This is a genomic window from Micromonospora sp. NPDC005163 (genome assembly GCF_053599835.1).
This window is the reverse complement of record NZ_JBSFYP010000092.1, coordinates 1-22045: the sequence shown is the minus strand read 5'-3', so window position 1 is coordinate 22045 and position 22045 is coordinate 1. Positions and strand designations below refer to the sequence as shown.

The 22045-nt window shown below is 70.6% G+C and carries 18 protein-coding genes and 4 pseudogenes; 10 read left to right on the top strand and 12 right to left on the bottom strand.

The window, feature by feature from the left end; genetic code table 11:
* Nucleotides 1-88: 88 nt before the first annotated feature.
* Nucleotides 89-756 (bottom strand): annotated as a pseudogene (locus ACWD6N_RS34410) (helix-turn-helix domain-containing protein); the annotation flags it as partial.
* A 392-nt stretch (nucleotides 757-1148) separates the two neighbouring features.
* On the opposite strand from ACWD6N_RS34410, the gene ACWD6N_RS34405 reads away from it, so the two are divergent.
* Both ACWD6N_RS34405 and ACWD6N_RS34400 read left to right on the top strand, forming a co-directional pair.
* Nucleotides 1149-1631 carry a hypothetical protein gene (locus tag ACWD6N_RS34405; RefSeq protein ID WP_450006255.1) on the top strand — a complete coding sequence of 161 codons (483 nt, stop codon included), beginning with the start codon at nucleotides 1149-1151 and terminating at the stop codon, nucleotides 1629-1631.
* Nucleotides 1628-1939 carry a winged helix-turn-helix domain-containing protein gene (locus tag ACWD6N_RS34400; RefSeq protein WP_354968064.1) on the top strand — a complete coding sequence of 104 codons (312 nt, stop codon included), beginning with the start codon at nucleotides 1628-1630 and terminating at the stop codon, nucleotides 1937-1939. Before ACWD6N_RS34405 ends, ACWD6N_RS34400 begins: the two co-directional genes overlap by 4 nt.
* Nucleotides 1940-2748: 809 nt before the next feature.
* On the opposite strand, the gene ACWD6N_RS34395 is transcribed toward ACWD6N_RS34400, so the two are convergent.
* Nucleotides 2749-3351 carry an FIMAH domain-containing protein gene (locus tag ACWD6N_RS34395; protein ID WP_450006253.1) on the bottom strand — a complete coding sequence of 201 codons (603 nt, stop codon included), beginning with the start codon at nucleotides 3349-3351 and terminating at the stop codon, nucleotides 2749-2751.
* Between the two features lie 305 nt (nucleotides 3352-3656).
* On the opposite strand from ACWD6N_RS34395, the gene ACWD6N_RS34390 reads away from it, so the two are divergent.
* Nucleotides 3657-4124, top strand: coding sequence for a hypothetical protein (locus ACWD6N_RS34390; protein WP_354968066.1), 468 nt, complete (start codon nucleotides 3657-3659; stop codon nucleotides 4122-4124).
* Nucleotides 4124-4576, top strand: a complete 453-nt coding sequence (locus tag ACWD6N_RS34385) for a hypothetical protein (protein WP_354968067.1) — start codon at nucleotides 4124-4126, stop codon at nucleotides 4574-4576. The genes ACWD6N_RS34390 and ACWD6N_RS34385 overlap by 1 nt, the downstream gene beginning before the upstream one ends.
* A gap of 318 nt (nucleotides 4577-4894) precedes the next feature.
* On the opposite strand, the gene ACWD6N_RS34380 is transcribed toward ACWD6N_RS34385, so the two are convergent.
* Nucleotides 4895-5833 (bottom strand): SDR family NAD(P)-dependent oxidoreductase, encoded by a 939-nt coding sequence (locus ACWD6N_RS34380; RefSeq protein WP_450006251.1) that lies wholly within the window; start codon nucleotides 5831-5833, stop codon nucleotides 4895-4897.
* 169 nt (nucleotides 5834-6002) lie between these two features.
* Here ACWD6N_RS34380 and ACWD6N_RS34375 point away from each other — a divergent pair, with 169 nt between their 5' ends.
* A complete protein-coding gene (locus ACWD6N_RS34375) occupies nucleotides 6003-6908 on the top strand; it encodes a LysR family transcriptional regulator (RefSeq protein WP_450006249.1) in 906 nt (301 codons plus the stop codon).
* Between the two features lie 46 nt (nucleotides 6909-6954).
* Here ACWD6N_RS34375 and ACWD6N_RS34370 read toward each other — a convergent pair whose 3' ends face one another.
* The 5 genes from ACWD6N_RS34370 to ACWD6N_RS34350 all read right to left on the bottom strand — a co-directional run bounded on the left by ACWD6N_RS34370 (nucleotide 6955) and on the right by ACWD6N_RS34350 (nucleotide 11973).
* Nucleotides 6955-7881: an acetamidase/formamidase family protein gene (locus tag ACWD6N_RS34370; RefSeq protein ID WP_450006247.1), complete on the bottom strand. Its 927-nt coding sequence runs from the start codon at nucleotides 7879-7881 to the stop codon at nucleotides 6955-6957.
* A 55-nt stretch (nucleotides 7882-7936) separates the two neighbouring features.
* Nucleotides 7937-9355 carry a WGR domain-containing protein gene (locus tag ACWD6N_RS34365; protein ID WP_450006245.1) on the bottom strand — a complete coding sequence of 473 codons (1419 nt, stop codon included), beginning with the start codon at nucleotides 9353-9355 and terminating at the stop codon, nucleotides 7937-7939.
* 152 nt (nucleotides 9356-9507) lie between these two features.
* Nucleotides 9508-10311 (bottom strand): SAM-dependent methyltransferase, encoded by an 804-nt coding sequence (locus tag ACWD6N_RS34360; protein ID WP_450006243.1) that lies wholly within the window; start codon nucleotides 10309-10311, stop codon nucleotides 9508-9510.
* Nucleotides 10312-10435: 124 nt separating this feature from the next.
* Nucleotides 10436-10816 carry a YccF domain-containing protein gene (locus ACWD6N_RS34355; protein ID WP_387327313.1) on the bottom strand — a complete coding sequence of 127 codons (381 nt, stop codon included), beginning with the start codon at nucleotides 10814-10816 and terminating at the stop codon, nucleotides 10436-10438.
* Entirely contained in the window at nucleotides 10813-11973 is a 1161-nt protein-coding gene (locus ACWD6N_RS34350; protein ID WP_450006241.1) for an ROK family protein, read from the bottom strand. Before ACWD6N_RS34350 ends, ACWD6N_RS34355 begins: the two co-directional genes overlap by 4 nt.
* A 41-nt stretch (nucleotides 11974-12014) precedes the next feature.
* Between ACWD6N_RS34350 and ACWD6N_RS34345 the strand changes: the two genes are divergently transcribed.
* Together ACWD6N_RS34345 and ACWD6N_RS34340 are read left to right on the top strand one after the other, a co-directional pair.
* Entirely contained in the window at nucleotides 12015-13241 is a 1227-nt protein-coding gene (locus tag ACWD6N_RS34345) for an MFS transporter (protein ID WP_450006239.1), read from the top strand.
* A 57-nt stretch (nucleotides 13242-13298) separates the two neighbouring features.
* Nucleotides 13299-14150, top strand: a complete 852-nt coding sequence (locus tag ACWD6N_RS34340; RefSeq protein ID WP_450006238.1) for an ABC transporter permease — start codon at nucleotides 13299-13301, stop codon at nucleotides 14148-14150.
* Here the strand turns inward: ACWD6N_RS34340 and ACWD6N_RS34335 are convergent.
* Nucleotides 14059-15684 carry a glycoside hydrolase family 43 protein gene (locus ACWD6N_RS34335; RefSeq protein WP_450006236.1) on the bottom strand — a complete coding sequence of 542 codons (1626 nt, stop codon included), beginning with the start codon at nucleotides 15682-15684 and terminating at the stop codon, nucleotides 14059-14061. The genes ACWD6N_RS34340 and ACWD6N_RS34335 overlap by 92 nt on opposite strands.
* 271 nt (nucleotides 15685-15955) lie before the next feature.
* Here ACWD6N_RS34335 and ACWD6N_RS34330 point away from each other — a divergent pair.
* Nucleotides 15956-16942 (top strand): annotated as a pseudogene (locus tag ACWD6N_RS34330) (LacI family DNA-binding transcriptional regulator).
* Between the two features lie 65 nt (nucleotides 16943-17007).
* On the opposite strand, the gene ACWD6N_RS34325 reads toward ACWD6N_RS34330, so the two are convergent.
* The 3 genes and pseudogenes from ACWD6N_RS34325 to ACWD6N_RS34315 form a co-directional block, all read right to left on the bottom strand.
* Nucleotides 17008-17259 (bottom strand): hypothetical protein, encoded by a 252-nt coding sequence (locus ACWD6N_RS34325; protein WP_450006257.1) that lies wholly within the window; start codon nucleotides 17257-17259, stop codon nucleotides 17008-17010.
* 82 nt (nucleotides 17260-17341) lie between these two features.
* Nucleotides 17342-17713, bottom strand: a pseudogene (locus ACWD6N_RS34320) (SanA/YdcF family protein); the annotation flags it as partial.
* Nucleotides 17714-17765: 52 nt separating this feature from the next.
* Nucleotides 17766-19139 carry a serine hydrolase domain-containing protein gene (locus tag ACWD6N_RS34315; protein WP_354968079.1) on the bottom strand — a complete coding sequence of 458 codons (1374 nt, stop codon included), beginning with the start codon at nucleotides 19137-19139 and terminating at the stop codon, nucleotides 17766-17768.
* A gap of 340 nt (nucleotides 19140-19479) precedes the next feature.
* Here ACWD6N_RS34315 and ACWD6N_RS34310 point away from each other — a divergent pair.
* Together ACWD6N_RS34310 and ACWD6N_RS34305 are read left to right on the top strand one after the other, a co-directional pair.
* Nucleotides 19480-21566, top strand: a pseudogene (locus tag ACWD6N_RS34310) (cellulose binding domain-containing protein).
* Nucleotides 21567-21631: 65 nt separating this feature from the next.
* Nucleotides 21632-22045: DUF2637 domain-containing protein (locus ACWD6N_RS34305; RefSeq protein ID WP_450006233.1), on the top strand; the 414-nt coding region annotated here is incomplete at its 3' end.

Genomic DNA, 22045 nt, shown 5'->3' with positions numbered 1-22045 from the left:
TCGCACGGGTCAGATCCGGAGAGTGCTGACCCGCCAGCCGCTACCGACGCCGAGTCTGCTCCAAGAACCGACCCGACAGAACCCATGAGATCCGGTCGAACATCACCTCGCCGCCACCGCGGCCGAAGCGGGCAGTGAACTGCTTGCCGTTGTCGGTCAGCACCTCGTCCGGAATCCCGAACCGTTGCAGGGCCCCGGCGAAGGCGTGACAGACGGCCCGGCCGGTGGCGCGACGGACCACCTGGGCGATAACGCAGAATCGGGAGTGGTCGTCCACGCCGGTGACGACCTTTGCCTCGCCGCCGTCAGCGAGCTGGATACCGCCGACAATGTCGAGCTGCCACAACTCCATCGGCCTGCCGCGTTCCCACCGCCGGTAGTCCTCTCGCCGGCGCCGACGAGGTGTCGGGTCGATCAGGCCGTGTCGCACCAGTACCGGTAGATGGTGCTCAACGATGGCACCGGGCCCGGGCAACCGCGGCGGCCCAGCTCGTAGTGCAACCGCCGCTGGCCCCAGCGGGGATGGTGGAGTCGCAGTTCGCAAATCAGCGCCTCCACCTCATCAGGAGTCTGGGCGGGGTGCGCATGCGGTCGGTGCGATCCGTCGGCCAGACCGTCCAAGCCGTGATCGCGATACCAGCCCAACCAGCGATGCACCGCCTGACGCGAGACGCCGAACCGTTCGGCGACCTCCGTCACCGACAAGCCAGCTTCGACTTCCAGTACTGCCCGGTAACGCTGCTCCGTCACGCTCAACTCCACCAGCACTCGGCGGAGTGTCACCCATCAAGTGAAGCCACCGTGTAACGCATCAAGCGGAGTCGGACACGCGCTGCCGCGTGTGATCCGACAACTGATGCGCGACACATCTCCGCCACGTGATGCGCAACCGCGCGATGAAGCTAGGGGCCCATCAGTGTGCCTCGGGACGTGCGGATCTGCCGATGGTCGGGCGTTATGCGCGACGACGATTGTCCGACCTTGGGACTATCAGGCAGCGGAGCAAGCTCAGTCATGGCGCAGGTCAGCGCTCTGCTCCGCAGACGCCTGCGGTCGGCGCGCGGATCGAGCAACTACTTGCCGGGCGGGAAAGTGAATGCTACGTTCCACGTGAGAAAGTACTGTCCGCACAGGCATGGAGGTGGGTCATGGCCAACGAGGTACGCCCCGACGAGGCCGCCGGGGCGCTGACGGAGATCGCCCGACGCCGGGAGCAAGTGGTCACCTTGACGGTCATCCCCACCTGGTTCTGGTGGGCCACCGCGGTTCTCATGGTTGGCTTCTCGGTCGCCGTCGAGACCCGGCGGCCACTGGTGATCGGCATCGCAACGGCCGCGTTCGTGTTCGGCACCCTCATCGTGACGGGCCGGCTCGTGCTCGGCATCGTCGGGCGCGCCCAGCCGCGCAACGACCTGCTCCGGCCGACCGGCGTCCTGGCTATTCTCGGTTTCGTCGCGGGCATCCTGGCCGTCTCGTTGCCGACGTCGTTCGCGCTGAAGGCCGCCGGGGTCCGCTATCCCGCGACCGCGGGCATTCTCCTGGCCGGCCTATTCATGGTCGTCGGCGGGCCATTGCTGATGCGGTACCTGGGTCGCCTCATGCTCGACGATCGCGCCGGCGGCCCGAAATGATTAAGCCACGATTCGACGAACTCATCCACGCCCCCACCCGGCTCTCGATCGTGTCACTGCTCGCGGCCACGGAATGGGCCGACTTCAAGTTCATCCGCGACAGCATCGGCCTGTCCGACTCCGCCCTCTCGAAGCAGTTGACGACGCTCGAAGAGGCCGGCTACGTCGAGATCCGCAAGGGCTTCGTCGGGAAGCGCCCACGCACGTCAGGCAGGCTCACCAGCGTCGGACGGGCCGCGTTCGACCAGCATGTCGTCGCGTTGCAGGAGATCGTGGCGAGGGCCGGCGCGACCGTCCTGCCGCGTTAGTCCGCAGTAGATCCGTACCCTTAAGTTCGACGGCGATCTCCGTGATGATGCGCCCTGGTGAGGCTCGTCAAGGTGATCCCGCATCAGTCGGGTGCGCGGATCTGGCGATCAGCGCGCGAAGGTGTCGCAGATCAGTTGGCGGATGAGTGTCGCGCATCAGTCGACGGAGGACACACGCGCTGCCGGCGAATTGGTTCAAACTTTCTGTACGTCTTCAAGGCGGCCCGAGACGGGCCGCACGCGCCGCCGCCTGGGCGCGCGTCCGACGCTCCGCTGTCGCTCCACGCCGGCCACGCAGAACGCCCGTCGGCTGGCGCGGAAAGCGGGAAGCCCGGGGGCCGCCGCAGACGGTAGCGCCGAGGGTGGTTGAGGTTCGTGGGCCGGCAGGCGGCCGGGCCGCGCCCGAGCGGCGCGGCGCAGGGAAGGGCACGCCGGGTCCGCGCGGCGGGTTGCGGCGGCCTACCGGTCGTGGTTACCGCGCCTCCGGCGGGGGCGCAACGACTCCGAGATGGCCAGGGGTCCGTCGGCGGGTCGCGGTCCGCGGGTGGTTGCGCAGCGCCATCCCGCCAGCCGACGACCCGGGCGAGCCGAGCAGACCACAGCGCGGCCCGCCAGCGTCCGAACGTGCGTCAAGGTCCGCTTGACGTGGCGGGCCGGGCGGTGGCCGGCTCCCCAGGAGGGCGGGTCGGCGGCAGACGGGATGGCGTTGGCCTTGTTGAATCGGTGTGGTGAGCCGAGTTGAGACTAACCGTGACCTATTTGTCGCATTGTTGGCGATCGGCGCGAAGGCGGTGGAGCCGCCGAACCAATCAGCGGGTGGGCAGCAGCGCCACGAGTTGCCTCAGTCCGGCGGCAAGAGACTGGTAGCCGCTGCTGGAGAGCTTGTCCTCCTCCCGTAGCTTGGCCACCTTCTGGCCAAACTCGGCAAGCTTGTCCCGGGCCTTGTCGGCCTTACCATCCGCGAGCTTCTCCGCGGCTTCCCGCAGCCGCTTCGTCAGTTCCTCACCAGCATCCGGCTTCAACTCCCCGTCCTGAACGAGCCCGAGGACCGTGGTGTGCAGTCCCGCGATGAGGTCGACCGGGCGCAGGCTAGGACGAGGGGACGGCTTCGCCGAGGCCGAGGAGGAAGGGGACGCCGACGGCGCACCGGCCACCTCGGATTCGGCTGCCTCTGGTACCGCAGCGTCCGTAGCCATGGGAGCCGCCGCTGGGGAACGGGATGGCTCGGTATCGCCACTGGAGAACACGACCATGACGGTGGCAAGGACGACCGCGACCAGCGCACCAGCAACGGCAGCCCACATGAACCAGCGCGTCTTGTCACGGCCAGCTTCTGCCTGTCCGCCGGCTAGCCTCAACAGCACCGTCGGCGGGTCTATGCCCGACTGGTCAGGACTAGGCGTGGCAGACATGGCGGACATCATGCCACAGCGCCATGGCGCCCTTGCTCGCAAGTCCGGCCTGATCAGCGGCGTTCCTGTTCCTTCCGGGCGGCTGCCTCAGCGGGTCGGCGGGCGCGAACCGCGGCTGGTCAAGCAGACGCAACCAGCTTCCGTCCGCCTGGCATCCGGACAACCTGTGCGCGGGCTCCCGAGCGGCCGCTGACCAGCGGGGATTCGAACCAGTTCGAATCACTTGGCCGGCGGTTGCGGACAAACGTTGACTGTGCCGGTCCTGAACCGCCTCCCGGCGGGGCACCGAGAGTACGGAGGCACCATTGACGACCTTGCGATCGCGGATCATGGCGATACTCGCCGCGCTTGTCCTGAGCACAACCGGGAGTGCGATCCTCGCCGGCCCGCCAGCGCAGGCCGCGACCGGGACCTGTTCGGGCTCCAAGGTCGGTGGCTTCGACCTGTACGGAGACGTGGCCATCAACGGTTCGACGAAGTACGGGTATGTCGAGATCTACTACAGCGGCGGATACAACTGCGCGCGGACCGTGTCGAGTGCGAACACCTGGGGCGTCAGCAAGGTCATGTCGGTCGAGCTGTGGGTCTGTTCATCCGGCACCAGCAACTGCCGACTGCTGGCGGCGAACGACCGGGACCACGGCACGTACAGGTACTACGCCGGTCCGGTGAGCGCCTACGCCAGCGGAAAGTGCATCTGGGTCATCGGCAACATCTACTACCCGCCGACGGACTCCAACGCCGGCGACAACAGGTCGGGATGGTGCGGCTGATGTCCACGATGCGACGCTCGTTGGTGGCCTGTCTCGTGGCTGGGATCGTCGCGGCGGGAGCTCCGGCCGTTGGCCCGGCACCGGCCAGCGCCGCAGCCGGGTACGGGGAGCAGTGCGGATCCAGCTACCAGGAAATCGACGACAAGGTGCTGCTCACCAGCGGTGGCCAGTACTTCGGGCACATCTACCTGATGTACAGCGCGCAGACGAAGATGAACTGCGTCGTCGCGGAGAAGTCCAGCTATGTCGGCGTCGCGACCTGGATGAACGCCAAGGTGGAGACGAGGGGTGGGCGCGTCGCCCAGGACCCGGGCAACTACCGCTACTACGCCGGGCCCGTCTATCTCTACGCCCCGGGCGAGTGCGTCCGCTACTCCGGCGTCGCGTACAGCGGGCCGAACAAGACCGGGACGCTCAGCTCGTACTCGTCGCCCTTTGGCTGGTGCGGCTGACGACCGTGGTGTGGGTCGCGCCGGGCAGGTTCGCTGCCCGGCACGACTGCGTCATGGGCCGTCCGGAAGGGCGGTCGTTGTCCGGGGTGTCAGCCGGCGGTGCAGGAGCGGACCTGTGGTCGGGCGCTGCTGTTGCCGTATGCTGGATCATCCCCGTCGTGACGCTCGATCCCAGGCTGGAGCCAGCGTGCGGACCGCCTCGAGGGTGGCGGCCCGCTGCCGTGAACGCTGACTCGATCACGCTGTTGCATGATTCGGCTCAGGGCGTGACCCGGAAACCTGCCGGAACTATCGGCACGGTCGGGCCGGAAGCGCCGGTCAGCCGCGCTGTGCGTCGGCGAGCATGTCGAGCGACACCTGCCACAGTCGCTCGGCTGCTGCGGGGTCGAGCGCGTGGTCGGCGACGCCCTCAAGCGGCGTCTCGGGGTTGTAGCGCGGAGCCTCGTTGCAGTCCTCGAAGTACCGGCCGCCGATGCCCTCCAGCTGCGGCCAGGCCGCGAGCAGCACGGAGGTGGCCGCGCCCTGCTGCGGGGTCTTGAAGTCGTACGCCGGAAGCTGCGCCAGGTCCTCCTCGGTGAGGTGGCGCCCCAGGTTGCTGGTGACCGCGCCCGGGTTGGCCGCGTTGACGGTGATGCCGTCGCCGGCCCAGCGCCTGTTCGCCTCGACCGCGAACAGCGCGGTGGCCGTCTTCGACTCGCCGTAGGCGAGGAGACGGTCGTAGGGGCGCTCGCGGAAGTTGACGTCGTCGAAGGCCATCGGCGCCTGCACGTGTGCGATCGAGCTGAGCGACACCACGCGGGCCCGGCCGGCCGCCGCGAGGGCCGGGTGCAGCCCGTTGGCGAGCGCGAAGTGGCCGAGGTGGTTGGTCGCGAACTGCAGCTCCCAGCCCTCCGCCGTCCGCGTCTCGGGGGTCGCCGACACCCCGGCGTTGTTGACCAGAATGTGCAGCGGGCCTTCCCAGGCGCTGACGAAGGCGGCGACCGACCCCTGGTCGGAGAGGTCCAGGGGAACGACCTGGATCAGCTGGCTCCCGGTGGTGGCGCGGATGTCCTCCGCTGTCCGCTCGCCGGCGTCCACGCTTCGTACCGCCAAGGTCACCGCGGCACCCGCGGCTGCGAGCGCTCGGGCCGTTTCGACACCGATGCCCGACGAGGCGCCGGTGACGACGGCGCGCTGCCCGGTGAGGTCGACGCCGGCGACGACGTCGCCCGCGGTGGACCGGGCGTCGAAAGGCGTGGTGACGCGCTGTGCATTCATGATCGTATTCCCTAGATAGCTCGTGGTTTCGTGTCCGGGGGCGACGATCGGGCCGGCAACTGTGCTTCGGCCCGACGGGTACGCCCGGCGATCGCTCCAGGAACCATCCTGCGCGGCGGTCTTCGAAGCGCCCAACACACGCTTCCTGGCATGGCTACAGTCTGTCCCTGTGACCACCCCTGAACTGCGGCAACTGCGCTATTTCCTGGTGCTCGCGGAGGAATTGAGCTTCACTCGGGCGGCCGCCCGCCTGATGATCGCTCAGCAGTCCCTGTCCCAGCAGATCACCGCCCTGGAACGCATCCTCGGGGTGAGGCTGTTCGAGCGCGACAGCCGCGGCACCACCCTGACCGACATTGGCGCCCTGTTCGTCGCCGAGGCCCGTGCCGTGACGGACCGTGCCGAGGAGGCCGTCGCCGTCGTGGGACGGGCCCGGCGGGGAGAGGTTGGCAGCCTCAACGTGGCCTTTCTGACCTCCGTCGCCAACCACCTTCTGCCCCCGGTGGTCCGAGCCGTGCGTGACCAACTCCCCGACCTTCGCCTGACGACCGAGTCCACCACCATCGCGCCCCTGGTCGAGGGGGTCTTCGGAGGGCGTTACGACGCCGCCTTCACCCGGACTCCGCTCACCGCCGGCCTGCATTCGATGACTCTGGCGACCGAGCCGGTGTGCGCCGTACTGCCCGAGGGTCACCCGCTCGCCGAGCGCGCCGAGCTGAAGCTCGCCGACCTGGCGAACGAACCGTGGGTGATGACCCCGCGCAGCTCGTGGGAACCCTGGCACCGCGCCTACGACGACCAGTTCCACGAAGCGGGCTTCGTCCCGGACATCGTCCAGGAGGAAGCCAACGTGCAGAGCCTGCTCGGTCTGGTCGCCGCGGGAATCGGAGTCACCCGGCTCGCCCGCTCGGCACGCAGCCTTCGCCGCACCGGCGTGGTGTTCGTCCCGCTGACCGGCGCCGTCGCGCGCACCGAGATGGTGTGGCTGTCGGGCAACGCCTCACCCGCCCTGCGCCGGCTCCGGGACGTGGTCACCGAACTCTCGGCAACGACCGACCTCACCGAGGCAGGCTGAGCAGCGCGCTCCCCGTGACACGCGAACTCTCCGGACGGGCCACTCTTCAGCGCAGCGCGTCGTCGCGGAGTACGGCGTGCGCGCCGACGGTCTGGTTGACGATCTGCGTCACCCGTACGTCGACCGCGACGCTGGCCAGCGCGACGGCGTCCGGACGGCTGACGCCGTGCAGCCGTTGCATCAGGGTCAGCATCGAGTCCAGAGCCATGAAGGTCGCGTCGTCGAGGGTCGCTCCGACGCCGAGCGTCAGCCAGGCGTCCGCGGTTCGGGCCACCGGGCCGGTGATCGGGAAGTCGTCGCGGACGTCCACGGTCAGCGTCACCTCGTCCATCGGACACTCGATCGCGGTACCGCCGACCTCGCCGTCGCCCTGCGCGGCGTGCCCGTCCCCGACGGAGAACAGTGCCCCGTCGACCGGGATCGGCAGCAGCAGGGTGGCGCCAGCGGTCAGGTCCTTGCAGTCCAGGTTGCCGCCCCAGGGCCGGGGCGGGACCGTCGAGTGCCGCCCCGGCTCGGCCGGCGGCATGCCGAGCACCCCCATGAAGGGGCGCAGCGTGACCGTGTGGCCGTGCTGGTTGCGGCCGGTCATCGCCACCGGGTCCAATGCCCAGTCGTGCACCACCCCGTCATGCTTGACGCCGTACCGCTCGTTGAAGCCGCTCGGCCAGCCACCCGCCACGGTGGTTCCCCAGGCCGCCGGGACGATCGCGTCGATCCGCACCTCGAGGGTCTGGCCGGCGCGGGCGCCGCGGACCGCAACCGGACCGATCAGCGCGTGTCCGTGGTCGGGCTGGTGCTGCGGGACCCGCGGCCGGTCCCGGTTGCGCCCCCCGGGGTACGGGCCGGCCGACCACCAGCAATCCAGGGTGCGGTAGGTGACGGTGTCACCGGCGTCGATGGTCAGCACCGGCGGGAGGTCGGGGGAGAAATGACCGTGCAGGGTCTCGTCGCCCGGTGTGAGGGTGTGTCGCATCCGGGCAGGCTAGTTGCTGCCGCCGGGGCAGGGTAGATCCTCAACGCCCGGCAGCTCAGCGCAGCCGACGGATGTCGCCGTACGCCCGGTAGAACCCACCTCGGCCCGACTCGCGGACCTCGGTCACCAGGTAGCGGGCGCCGGGCTCGCGGATGCCCTTGGGAAACTGCACCGACCAGTCGCGCCGGTAGCCGTCGGACACCACCTGGACGCGCATTCGCCCCCGGTCGGTCAGGCACTGCACCACCACGCCCGCCCCGGCGTCGCTGGTCACCTCGACCACCGTCGGCTCCACGGTCCGCGGCGCCTGGCGGGGCGCCTTGACGTCCAGCACGTCCGGCACGTCCCCGGCCTGGGCCGCCCGGATCGCCGACTCGCTGGCATCGATGCAGGCCAGATGGCCGCCGGTGGTGACGACATAGAGCCGATCACCGTGGTATTGCATGGAGTACGCCGAGCCACAGCCGGTGCCGAGCTTCCACAGCCGGGTGCCCGCCGCGTCGAAGCAGTAAATCGAGGACTGGCTGTCGCCGGCGAACACGAACCGGCCGCCCTCGGCGGTGGCACAGGAGAAGACCGGAGCGTCGCACCGGTAGCGGCGTTCGACCCGGCCGTCCTTGGCCAGCCGCACCACCTCGCGGGTGCCCGTACCGGCGAACACGCTGCCGCGCTCCTGCCACCCGAAGAGCACCGAACCGGTCGTGGTGTGCCAGAGCTCGCGGCCGGTACGCCAGTCGTAGCCGGTCACCCCCTGGGAATGGCCGTGGTAGAGCGCGTCGGTGTCGCAGCGCACCATCCAGGCCGAGCGGCCCCGCCCGGGCCGGCGCCAGAGGAACTCGTCCTCGTGGTCGACGGCGGCGATCCCGCCGTCGGCGTCGGAGACGCCCAGGACGCCGTCGTGAATGTCCAGCCAGTAGATGTCGATCTCGGGGGCGATCGCGTACGCCACCCGGGGCACCTTGCCGGAGAGGTCGTAGACGTTGCCGTCGTCGAGGCCCGCGTAGACCCAGGCGTCGTCGGCGACGATGCACTTCACCCCGTCGGGGAGCCGGACCTGACCGCGCACCCGGGCGTCGTGGCCGAGGGTGGTGATCACGCCGTGCTCGTTGCCCACCATGCAGTGCTGCTCGTCGACGAAGATGCCGAAGGCGGGGGCACCGGAGTCGTAGCGCCAGAGCACCGGGGCGGTGCGGGCCGTGGAGCGGGTGCTGAGGATCTGCCGCCGGGACACGCTGCGCTTCTGTCGGGCGCCGGGGACCGCCGGGGCGTACCCCTTGCGGACCTTCTCCCCGATCTTCTTCGCGGCGGCCGCTCGAGCCCGGGCGTTGTCCGGATAGGCGTTTGCCTTGACCTGCCCCTGGTCACCGATCCGGCCGTATCGCACGGTCAGTGTGGTGTCGTCGACGACGACCTCGTAGAACTTGTGCGCACCGTCCACTTCGGACAGTTCAAGGTAGGTTGTCTCCTGCGGCATGGGGGCCTCCGAGGGGGTCAGCGACCGGCCAGACGTGGCCGGCGCGGCGACAGTGCCCACACGCTAACCGCGCCCTACGACAAGATCAGCGGCTGCCGGGCACCCGCCGGCGCGACGCAGCCGGCCGATCCGACCGGCTGCGTCGGGACGATTCAGGGCTTGCGGGCCACGGCGCCGTACGCGTCGATTCCCTCGGCGTCGGCGTCGGCGTCGTCCGGACGCCACAGCGGGATCGGCACCAGGCCGGGCTTCACCATGGTCAGCTCCGCGAAGCAGCTGGCGAGATTCTCCGGGCTGCGCAGGATGTACGGGACGCCGCCGCTCTCCGCCAACCGCTCGGCACCGGACACGACCGCCGGACTGGTGTTGGTGCCGTCCCACAGCACCAGGTGGCTGCCGGACGTGGTCGCGTCCATCGTCCGCCCGACGATGGAGCGCACGACCGCCAGGTCGGGCTCGTAGCCCAGCACGCCCATGTACATCACCGCGATGGGCTGGTCGAAGTCCAGCGTCTGGGCGGCCTCGGCGAGAATCTTCTCCGGGTCGTGGTAGTCGGCGTGCACGTAGGTGGTGACGCCCTCCGAGGTCGTGCTGGCCAGCAGCGCCCGGGCGTGCACGAGGACCATCGGGTCGTTGTCGACGTAGACGATCCGTGACTCGGGCGCGATCCCCTGGGCGACCGCGTGGGTGTTCTGCATGGTGGGCAGGCCGGTGCCGATGTCCGGGAACTGCCGGACGCCCGCCTCGGCGGCCAGATAGCGCACGGCCTGCACCAGGAACCGGCGGGACTGCTGCGCCATGACGACGATCTCCGGGTAGACCTCGGCCACGGCGTCGCCGGCCGCCCGGTCGGACTGGAAGTTGTCCTTGCCGCCCATCCAGTAGTTCCAGATTCGCGCCGCGTGCGGCACCTCGGGCTCAAGCTTCGCTGCGAGTTCGGCATCCGGGCCGGCCATGCCAGGCTCCTATCGAAGCTTCGTCAGGCGGTGGACCGCCGCTGCGGTACGCCCGGCATCGTACCCGTGCGTCCACTGTCGACGGTGGCCGCCGCCGCACCGCGCCATCTGTCGCGGGGGTGGGTTACGGCGTGTCGACGACCTCGCGGCCGAGGGGCCAGAACGCGGCCGGGACGAGCTTGAAGTTGGCGATGCCGAACGGGATTCCGATGATCGTGACGCAGAGCGCGATGCCGGCGAGGATGTGGGACAGGGCGAGCCACCAGCCCGCCAGCACCACCCACAGGATGTTGGCCAGCCCGGAGGCGACACCCGCGCCAGGCTTGGGCACCAGCGTGCGGCCGAACGGCCACAACGAGTAGACGGCGAGACGCAGCGACGCGACGCCGAAGGGGATGGTGATGACCAGGACGAAGCAGATCAGCGCGGCGATGCCGTAGCCGATCGCCAGCACGATGCCACCGCCGAAGATGAGCCACAGCACGTTCAGTACGAAGCGAATCACCGTTCCAGCATGAGCGACGCTCGCCACCGGCCAGTTCGCTGGGGGAGGGGCGGATTGGATTCCGCGAGCGGGGCAAGGTCCGGAATGCCGTACTGGTTGTCTAGGACCTGCATGGCGGCGCCAGCGGCGATCGCGTCCGCGCCGAGGCTCGACAGGGCCACGTCCGTGCTGAGCCAGTCCCTGCGCCGCGCGTCCGCCTGGACGGCCTGCTCGACCGCGGCGAGGTAGGTGTCCGCGTGCCGCAGGAGATCCGCGCCCGCCAGCACCACGTGGGCGAGGTCGAGTGTCTGGAGCAGGTTGACGACGCCGACCGCCAGGACGCGTGCCGCGCGAGGGATGTCTCCCGCGTCGGCGGCCTGGTTGTGGACGATCTCCAGGCAGCCGTGGCGTCCGCAGACGCAGAGGGGCCCGTCCAGATCGACGACCGTGTGGCCGAACTCTCCCGCGTTGGTGTGTGCGCCGCGGTGGGCGCCGCCGCCCAGCCAGAAGCCGCCGCCGATGCCCGACTCGACCATGATGAGGGCCGCGTCGCCGAACGTCCCGCCATGACGCCATGCCTCGGCCGTGATCCCCGCGGCGACGTCCTTGTCGAGATGCACCGGCAGGCCCAGGTACGCCTCGGCGATCTCGCGCAGCGGTACGTCGTGCCAGTGCCGCAGACCGTGTGCGTCACGCACCAGGCCATGCTCGTGGTCCAGCGGGCCGATCATGCCCAGCCCCACGCCGGTCAGTCGGCCGCGGAGGTCGTTGCCGCTGGTGATGGCGTCGATGCCAGATTTCAAGGTGTGCAGAAGCTGCTCAGGGGTGAAGTCGCTGGGTAGCGGGCTGACCGCCGAGTGGTGCACGGTGCCGGCCAGGTCGACCAGGACCAGCCGCAGAGTGCGCCTGGCGACGTGGGCGCCGATGGCGTACCGGCTGTCGGGGACCAGTTCGTAGACCACCGCGGGCTTGCCGATGGACGCGCGCCGGACACCGGCGGACCGGATCAGGCCGTCGGCGATCAGGCGGGCGATGACCTTGGAGACAGCCTGCGGGGTCAGGCCGGTGGCGTTGACGACGGTGGACCGCTCGAACGTCCGCGCGGTACGTCCCACCGCCATGACGAGCGCCTGGTTGTAGCCGCGCAGGAACGTCACGTCGGCTGTGGTGCGAGTCATCTCACCACCCTATTACGCAACGCTGTTGCTAAATTCTCTCCGTGCATGGATTGAGCAGAGGTCGACGCCTGGCCGCGGTCGTCGCCCTGGCCCTGGGTGGCGTCGCCGTCGGCCTGACCGAGTTCGTGGCGATGGGCCTGCTGCCCGAGATCGCGCGCGGCCTGCTGCCCGAGCAGTACGTCCAATCGTCGTCGGGCGCGGTGGCCCGGGCCGGCTGGATGATCACCGCCTACGCGCTCGGCGTGGTCGTCGGCGCGCCCCTGATCGCCGCCCTGAGCGCGCGCGTACCCCGCAAGAAGCTCGTGCTCGGGCTGCTCGTCCTCTTCGCGGTCGGCACGGTCGCGTCCGCGGTAGCCCCGACGTTCGGCCTGGTGCTGGTGGCGCGGTTCGTCGCGGCGCTGCCGCACGGTGCGTACTTCGGTGCGGCCGGCCTGCTCGCGGCGGCCCTGATGGGTCCGGGCAAGGAGGCGCGGGGCTTCGCCACCGTGCTCAGCGGCCTGACCATCGCCAACGTGGTGGGCGTACCGCTGATCACCCGGCTCGGGCAGGGCGCCGGGTGGCGCGTCGCCTACCTGGTCATCGCCGGGGTCTTCCTGCTCACCCTGCTGGCGGTGCTGGCGGTCGTCCCGGAGGTCGCCGCGGCGGCGGGCGGCTCGCCAGGCGCCGAACTGCGGGCGCTGCGCACCTCGCAGGTCTGGCTGGTCGCGGCGACGGGGGCGGTCGGCTTCGCTGGATTCTTCGCGGTCGACTCCTACATCGCGCCGGTCACCACCGACGTCGCCGGGCTTTCGGCGACGACGGTGCCGTGGGCGCTGGTGGCGGTGGGGCTCGGCATGACTGTCGGCAACGCCCTGGGAGGTTGGCTCGCGGACCGTGACCTGCGCCGGAGCATGATCATCGGCTTCGTCGCGATGATCGCGAGCATCGCCGTGTTCAGCCTCGTCGCGTCGACCCGCACCGGCCTGTTCGTGGGTGCGTTCCTGGTCGGCGCGACCAGCCTCTATCTGGGCCCGGTCCTGCAGGCGCGCCTGATCACCGTCGCCCCGGGAGCCCAGCTGATGGGTGCCGCGGTCAACCAGTCGGCCATGAACATCGCGAACAGCCTGGGCGCTGCGCTGGGCAGCGTCGCCATCGCCGCCGGTCTCGGTTATCTCGCACCCGCCCGGGTGGGCCTGGCCCTGGCGGTCCTCGGTCTGGTCCTGGCCGGGGTCAGCCTCGCAGCCGACCGACGCGCGCGCGAACCAGAACCGGTCGCCGTCGCGCACTGACCCACCGGGCGGGGACGTGGGCACGCGTCCGGGTCAACGCGGCGGGAAACTGATCTCATGTCCTCGACGATGCTGGTGGTCGGCCCGAAGCTTGCCGTGGCGCTGGTGGTCCTGACCCTCGTGGCGGCGGTCGTCGTGACCGTGGGGAAGCTGGGTCACGGTCGAGAGGTCATGGTCGCCGCCGTCCGTGCCGCGATCCAGCTGGGCGCCGTGTCGCTGCTGATCACGGCCATCGTGTCGTCGCTCTGGGCCACGGCCGCGTTCGTCGTCCTGATGTGCGTGGTGGCGGCGGGCACGTCCGGCCGACGCATCACCGGCGGCGGCCAGGGATGGTGGGCCGGCGCGCCGATCGCCGCGGGCAGCATGCTGGTGGTGCTGGGATTGCTGCTGGCGGGTCTGGTGCCGCCGCGTGGCATCGCGATCATTCCGGCGGCGGGAATCCTGATCGGCGGGGCGATGACCGCCACCTCGCTGGCCGGTCGCCGCGCCTTGGACGAGCTGACCAGCCGTCGCGGTGAGGTGGAGGCCGGCCTGGCCCTGGGCCTGCTGCCACGGGACGCCGTGCTGCTGGTGTGCCGTCCGGCGGCCGGACAGGCGCTGGTCCCGGCACTCGATCAGACCCGGACGGTGGGCCTGGTGACGCTGCCGGGTGCGTTCGTCGGGGTGCTGCTCGGTGGGGCGAGCCCCCTCGCCGCCGGTGTGACGCAGCTGGTCGTGCTCGTCGGGCTCCTCGCCGTCGAGGCCGTCGCCGTCGTCCTCACCGTCGACCTGGTCGCCCGTGGCCTGCTCCAGCGCGCCGGATCGGGGCCGCAGCGGCTCAACGCTCCCGGTAGGTGGCCAGGTCGAAGTCGGCGTAGGCGCCGTCGCGGCCGAGATCCTGCACCCACAGGCCGAGGAACGCTCCGGTGAAACCCCACGCAGCCGGCTCCCCGTCGATGATCAGCGCGGCGTGCTCGTCGGACAGGATGGTCGCGTCCAGGTCCACCGGAAGCTGGCGCCAACCGGCGCCGAGGTCGTAGTCGAAGCGCACGACAGGCCCGTCGAACGTCGCCCTCAGTCCGACGCGAGCGACGTCGCTGGCGTCGACGGTCAGCTCGGGGTACGGGATGCGCCGCCCGTTGTCGGAGCTGAGCAGCTCCAGGACGATCCGCCCATCGTCGGCGCGGCTCAGGTAGAGGTGGTGCCAGTTGAGGGTGTTGTAGTAGGCGGTGATTCCGGCGAGCTGGCGGTGGTCGACCGGGTCGAACTCGACCACGGTCTCCAGCGAGCAGCGCGTCGCCCCGACGCGCCGCGCGACCAGACTGGGGCTCTGCCGGCCCACCGGCGACTGCCCGCCGTGGATCCGCAGGTGCGACGGACGGGAGCGCAGGTCGAGCCAGTCCGCGCTGGCCGGCCGGCGCAACGTCGACCAGCAGCGGCCCAGCTCCGGGGCGTCGAAATGGTCAGTGGCGGGCTCCGCCGGCCACGGGTGCGCCGGCAGGTCGGGTGCGGCGACCTCCTCCGCCGGCACCCCGCCGGGGATCCGAGGCCAGCCCCCCGACGGCCAGTCCACCCGCTGGATCGCGGTCTCCCGGCCGAGCACGCAGCTGCCCAGCGGCGAGTAAGGGCGGCCGGCGAGGTGCGCCAGGTACCAGCCGCCGTCCGGAGTGCGAACCAGACTGCCGTGGCCGGCCTTCTGCAGGCGCAGGTCGGGTCGGCCGACGGAGGTGAGCAGCGGCCCGTCCGGGTCCACCTCGTAGGGCCCGAACAGCTCCCGTGACCGCGCCACGGTGACCTGGTGCTCCCAACTGGTGCCACCCTCCGCGGTGATCAGCCAGTACCAGCCGTCGTGGCGGTAGAGGTGCGGACCCTCGGTCATCCCGACCGGGGTTCCGGTGAACAGGAGACGGGGTCGGCCGACGAGAGCCCGCGCCATCCGGTCGTACTGCTGGATCTCGATGCCGCCGAAGCGGTCCCGGCCGGGTCGCCAGTCCGCGCTCATGCTCAACAGCCAGGTGGTGCCGTCGTCGTCGTGGAACAGCGCGGCATCGAAACCGCGCCCGTGCAGCTGTACCGGATCCGACCAGGGGCCGGCGATGTCAGGCGCGGTGACCAGGTAGTTCTGCGGATCCCAGTAGCCGCTGGCGAAGCTGGCCACGTCGCTGTAGACGAGGTGGAACTCGCCGTCGTGGTAGGTCAGGTCAGGTGCCCACACCCCGTTGGAATCCCCGCAGCCGCGAAGGTCGAGCAGGCGACGGTCGGTGATGATCCCGTTCAGGGTCCGCCAGTGCACGAGGTCGCGCGAATGGTGTACGCGCACCCCCGGGTACCACTCGAACGTCGAGGTGGCCAGGTAGTAGTCGTCGTCGACGCGCAGGATCGACGGGTCAGGGTGGAACCCGGCGAGGACGGGGTTGCGGATCGACCGGGCAGCGGTCGCCGTGGCAGCGGTGTCGGTCGACACGAGGGCTCCTCTGGGCGGCTTTCGGAAACTTCCGGGCCTACTGATCGGTGGCTGTGGAAGCCCTGACTACGCTAGCCGCTCTCTTCGCAATTAAACAGAGACCTTGACCAGTGTGGAAACGACTCGTAGCGTGCCGGCCATCGATTGATAGTACCGGTGAAGCACCGGAAGTTCCGGAGACGGCCTTCGAACCATCGAGCCGACCTGAAGACTCCAGCCAGACGGAGGGCCGACCGTGGGCTCCGACAACCACCGAAACGTCACCATCGCGATGATCGCGCGGTTGGCGGGTGTCTCCGTGCCCACGGTCTCCCGGGTCATCAACGGCCGCTCCGACGTCGCCCCCCGCACGCGAAAACGGGTCGAGGAACTCCTCACCCTGCACGGCTACCGCCGCCGTTCGCCCGTCAAGGAGACCGATGCCGCCCTGATCGACCTGGTCTTCAACGACCTGGACAGCCCATGGGCGGTGGAGATCATCCGTGGGGTGGAGGACGTCGCCCTGGGCAGCGGCGTCGGCACCGTCGTCTCGGCCATCCACTGGCGCATCTCCTCGGCGAAGCAGTGGCTCGCAAACATGCGCGCCCGCTCCACCGACGGGGTCATCTTCGTGACCTCGATGGTGAACCCGCCGCTCCAGGCCGAGTTGAGCCGGCTCCATCTCCCGGTGGTCATCATCGACCCCGCCGGCATCGACCCGCAGGCGGCGCCCACCATCGGCGCCACCAACTGGGCGGGCAGCCTCAGCGCCAACCAGTACCTGCTCGGCCTCGGCCACCGCCGCATCGGCTTCGTCGCCGGTCCACCGCACCTGATGTGCAGCCGGGCCCCGTCTGGACGGCTACCGCGCCGCCCTCGGCGCCGCCGGTATCGCTGTCGACGACGCGTTGATCCGCCCCGGCAACTTCTACCACGAGGCGGGCTACACCGCCGGTACGCAACTGCTGTCCCTGCCCGACCCGCCCACCGCCATCTTCGCCGCCAGCGACCAGATGGCGCTCGGCGTCTACGAGGCGGTCCGCAAACGTGGCCTACGGGTGCCGACGACATCAGCGTGGTCGGCTTCGACGACCTGCCGGAGGTCCAGTGGTGCTCCCCGCCGCTGACCACGGTCCGCCAGCCCCTGGCCAAGATGGGCATGCTGGCCGCGCGTACCGTGCTGCGGCTCGCCGCCGGCGAGACGATCGAAAGCCCGCGCGTCGAACTCGCCACCGACCTCATCGAACGCGACAGCGCCGCAGCACCCCGGCACCGCTGACGGTACGCCGCTCGGGACCGCCGGATCCGCGTCGCTGGGTGGGGCGGCCAGGACCGCGACCCTCGTCAACCCTTGCGAAGAGCGTCGTCGACGCCGGTCTCGCGGCGGCCGAGAAGGGCCGGGTCCCGACCGGAGAGCAGGTCCAGAGCCGCCTTCAGGCAGGCACCGTACTCGCGGGTGGAGCTGACCCGCCACGGTCGGGCGTACCGCTTCACGGTCTCGTCGCCCACGCCGTTGGCGTCGATGCCGAGGCGCCTGCACAGAGCCACGGCGCGGGGTAGGTGGAAGGACTGGGTCACCACGGTCGCGCGCCGCACCCCGAAGATCCGTTCCGCCCGCGCACGAGTCGTACGTGTCGAAGCCGGCGTGGTCCAGCACCACCTGCCGCGCCGGCACGCCCCGGTCGACCAGCCAGCGCAGCATCGCCCCGGGCTCGTTGTAGTCGGCGTTCATGTTGTCGCCGGACACCAGGATCGCTCGAACCTTGCCGGCGTCGAACAGCCGCCGCGCGATCTCCAGCCGGGCGGCGAGGAACGGTGACGGCTCACCGTCCGCCTGCACCTTGGTGCCCAGGACCAGGGCGACCGGCGCGTCCGGCACACCCGCCTCGCTGTAGATGTGGTCATCCGCGTCACCGCGAATCCACACCACGCTGGCCAGGGTGCCGCCGCTCAGCAGCACCACACCGGCGACCAGCACGAGGAGGACACGGCGGACGACCCGTCCGCGCTCCCCGTACCACCGTCGGACCGCACCGATTCGTCCCCGCATGCCGCGGGATTATTCCTGCTCTGCCGGCCCTGTGGTGCCGCGGGCGCGCCCCTCAGAGGATCTTGGCGAGGACGTCGCCGACGGCGGCGCGTACCGGATCGGGGTTCGCCCAGCTCCAGTTGGGGTGGGCCCGGTTGGTGAGCAGGACGAGGACGAGTTTGCGGTTCGGGTCGACCAGGAGGGACGGCCCGGCGAAGCCGGTGTGGCCGAAGGTCTCGGGGGAGGCGAGCCTGCCCATGAACCAGGGTTGGTTGAGGACGACACCGAGGCCGTGGGCGGCGGTGCGGTTGGGGTGTTCCGGGTCGATGGCGGGCTTCCCGGCGTTGTGGTTGGTGAGCATCTGTCGAACGGTGGCGGCGGCGAGGATGCGCTTGCCCTGGTATGTGCCGCCGTTGAGGAGGAGTTCGCCGATGGCGGCCAGGTCGGTGGCGCTGGCGAAGATGCCGGCGTGACCGGCGACGCCGCCCAGGTGGTTGGCGACGTCGTCGTGGACGGTGCCGCGAAGGAGGCCGCGGGACGAGCGGGCGTCGGTGGCGACCAGACGGGTGGCCTTGGCGTCGCTGGACAGCCAGGTGTTGGGGTTGAAGCCCGTGTCCCGAAGGCCGAGAGGCCCGGTGAGATTGGTCTTGAGAGCCTGCTCGAGGCCCTGACCGGTGACCTTTTCCACGATCTTGCCGGCGACCATGAGCCCGACACTGGAGTAGCGGAACGTGTCCCCGGGCACAGCGCCGGAGACCAGTGGGGTGGCGAGCACGGCGTTCCAGCGGGCCGCGTTGTCCGGCAGGCCGGTGACCTTGGCGCCGACGGGGAGGCCGCTGGTGTGGGTGAGCAGCATCTCGACGGTGACCCGGTCCTTGCCGGCGCCGGTGAAGGCGGGCAGGTAGTCGCGGACGGGGGCGGCGAGGTCGACGCGCCCCTTGTCGACCTGCTGCAGGAGCAGGATGGCGGTGTAGACCTTGGTGACCGAGGCGAGGTCGAAGATGGAGTCGGGGCGCATCGGAACGCGCTTGTCAGCCGAGAGGAGTTTCGGGCCGGCCGCGTAGCGGAGCGCCTCCCCGAGAGCGGTGTGCACGGTCGTCTTGCCGTTGACCTGGACGACGGCGACGGCACCGGGGAAGCCGCTGTGCTGAAAGGTCTGCGGCGTGGCGGGCAGGTGTTGCCGGAGCAGCGCGGTCACGTAGCGGGCCTGTTTCGCTGGGATGCTGCCGCCGCCGGGGGCCGCGCCGTGGTTCGCCGTGCCGGGCGCCACCGAGGGCTTCCCGGCCGGGCCGAACCCCGCCCTGTTGCCGGCTGCGTCGGTCACGGCCACCGCATCGCCCGGGTCGGTCCCGCCCGCGCCCAGTCCGCGCTTGTCATCGCAGCCAGCGAGGGCGGAGGTTACGGCGGCCAGGCCGGCCCCGAGCAGCGTACGACGGGCGACAGACATGCCCGTGATGGTGGCAGCCGACCCGCCCGCACGCCACCCCGCCGGCGGATCCGCTCGCACACGGCAGGAGGGTGGGCCGAAAGGCTCGGACCTGCACTTGAGGTCGTCGGATCGGCGTGACATTCTTGGCCGTCGATGATTTGTCGCGCGCGCGGGGCTGACGCCCGTCCATGGGCAGCCGGGATCCCTTGGTGGATTCCCGGGGGACGGTGACACGAGCGATGGCATACCGGGAGCCGTCCGTCCACGAGTCTGCCCGCCACCACGCCGCGTCTCCCGTGCGACCGACCGGTCCGAGGCTGGGCGACTCACTGTCGTTCTCCGCAAAGGAGCCCAGCCAATGCCGTACCCGAAAACCCGCAGGGCCCGGCCCGCCCGATCCCGTCACACGGCTCTCCTGGCGAGCCTGCTGCTCGCCGTGGGCGCGCTCGCCGGCGTCAACCCCCGACCGTCAGCGCGGCAGCTGACCCGGTTGCCGTAACCGTGAACGCGCGGGCGGGGTTGGCGACCGTGCCCGATACCGCACTGGGCGTCAATCACGCCATCTGGGACCAGCACCTGGGCAGCGCCGAGACGTCGGACCTGCTGCGCGACGCCGGCGTGCGGATGTTGCGGTACCCCGGCGGTTCGTACGCCGACATCTACCACTGGAAGGACCACACGGCACCCGGCGGGTACGTCGCACCGGGGACCGACTTCGACACCTTCATGGCCGCGGTCCAGCGGGTCGGCGCCGAACCGATGATCATCGCCAATTACGGCACGGGTACCGCGGCCGAGGCCGCCGACTGGGTGCGGTACGCCAACGTGACCAAGGGCTACGGCGCGAAGTACTGGACGGTCGGCAACGAGAACTACGGCAACGGCCACTACGGATCGGCCTGGGAGGCCGACGACCACCCGGACAAGAGCGCGACCCAGTACGCGAGGCTGGTCATCGAGTACGCCGATGCGATGAAGGCGGCCGACCCGAGCATCAAGGTCGGCGCGGTGCTGACGATGCCGGGCAACTGGCCGGACGGGATCACCGCCGGCGCCGACCCGGGCCCCTGGAACCAGACCGTGCTCTCCCTCGCCGGCCCGAAGATCGACTTCGTCGACGTGCACTGGTACCCGGGTGGCACGGCCGCGGAGTCACTGGCCCGGACCAACCACATCCCCGACGCGGCCTACCTGCTCCGGCAGCAGCTCACCCGGTACGCCGGCCCGAACGCCGCGCGCATCGGCATCAGCTTCACCGAGTTGAACGTCGACGCCGGCCGGACCACCCAGCCGGCGGCGCTCTTCCTGGCCGACGCCTACAGTGGGCTGCTGGAAAACGGCGTCTTCACCGTGCAGTGGTGGAACGTGCACAACGGCATCGGCACGGTGTCGGAGGTGGCGGGCCAGACCGACTATGGGGACTTCGGGATACTGTCCAGCGGCGCCTGCACGGAGGACGGCTCGGTGTGCGAGCCGCCGCTGAACACACCGTTCGCGCCCTACCACGGGCTGGCCATGATGAACGTCTTCGCCAAGGCCGGCGACCAGTTCGTCCGCGCCGGCACCGACCAGTCGCTGGTCAGCGCCCACGCGGTCCGCCGGGCCAACGGTGACCTCGCGGTGCTGCTGGTGAACAAGGATCCGGACACCGCGCATCCGGTCACCATCGACTACGCCGGGTTCACCCCGTCCGCCGCCGCGCCGACGGTCTCCACCCTCACCAACGGCGCGGCCGGCATCGCCACCAGCCAGTCCGGCTCGGCGACCAGTCGGACGCTGCCGCCGTACTCGCTGACCATGCTCGTGCTGCGCCCGACCGGCGGCACCGCCGGGCGGCCCGCGGCGCCGGGCCAGCCCACGGCCAGCGGCGTCACCGACCGGTCCGCGACGATCTCCTGGCCGGCGGCCACCCCGGGTGGCAGCCCGATCGCCAAGTACGAGGTGTACCGGCAGAACGGGGCGATCAGCGAGCAGCTCGGCGAGACCAGGGCCACCTCGCTCACGGTCGGCAACCTGGTGTCGGGCAGCAGGTACACCGTCAACGTGCTGACCCGCGACACCGCCGGCCGGGTGTCCTGGTCCTCACCGCCGCTGACCTTCGCCACCGGCAGCCCGGCCGAGAGTGCGTGCACCGTCCGCTTCACCACCAACAGCGACTGGGGCAACGGCTACATCGGTAACGTCGAGATCATCAACAACGGGACGAGCCCGATCAACGGTTGGACGCTCATCTGGCGGTGGCCGACGGGCTGGCAGCAGGTGAGCAGCGGCTGGAACGCCACCTGGGAGCAGGTCGGCGCCGCCGTGCGGGTCACGCCGACCGACGACAACCGACAGATCGCCGCCGGCGGCAGCGTGAGCGCCGGCTTCGTCGGCGCGTACAGCGGGCCGAACGTGCTGCCCACCGCGTTCACCCTGAACGGCATCCTCTGCACGAGCGGCTGACAGGGCCACCGTGGCCGGCCGGCCCGTTCGCCGGGCCGCCCGGACCACGGCACGGCCAGCCGGGGGTGTTCACGCATGTGCATGACGTCGCGGCGACGCATGGCCAGCTGGGCTGGCTGGCCTGGGCCGACGCGGTCGTGCTGGAGTTGACGTCGATCGCCGCCGGTTTGGAGTTGCGCCGCCACCGGCGCTTAGGCACCAGCGTCGCCTTCCCCGCCACGGTGCTGACGTTGGTGGTGTTGCTGTCCCTGGCCGCGCAGGTGGTGGAGGCCGAGGCGTCGGTGATCGGCTGGATCGCCGCCGCGCTGCCGGCGTTCCGATTCCTGGCGATGATAGAGATCGCCCTCGGCCGGGACCCGACCCCTCACCGGACCGCTCGGCCCGACCGGACCGCTCGGCCCGACCGGACCGCTCGGCCCGACCGGACCGCTCGGCCCGACCGGACCGCTCGGCCCGACCGGACCGCTCGGCCCGACCGG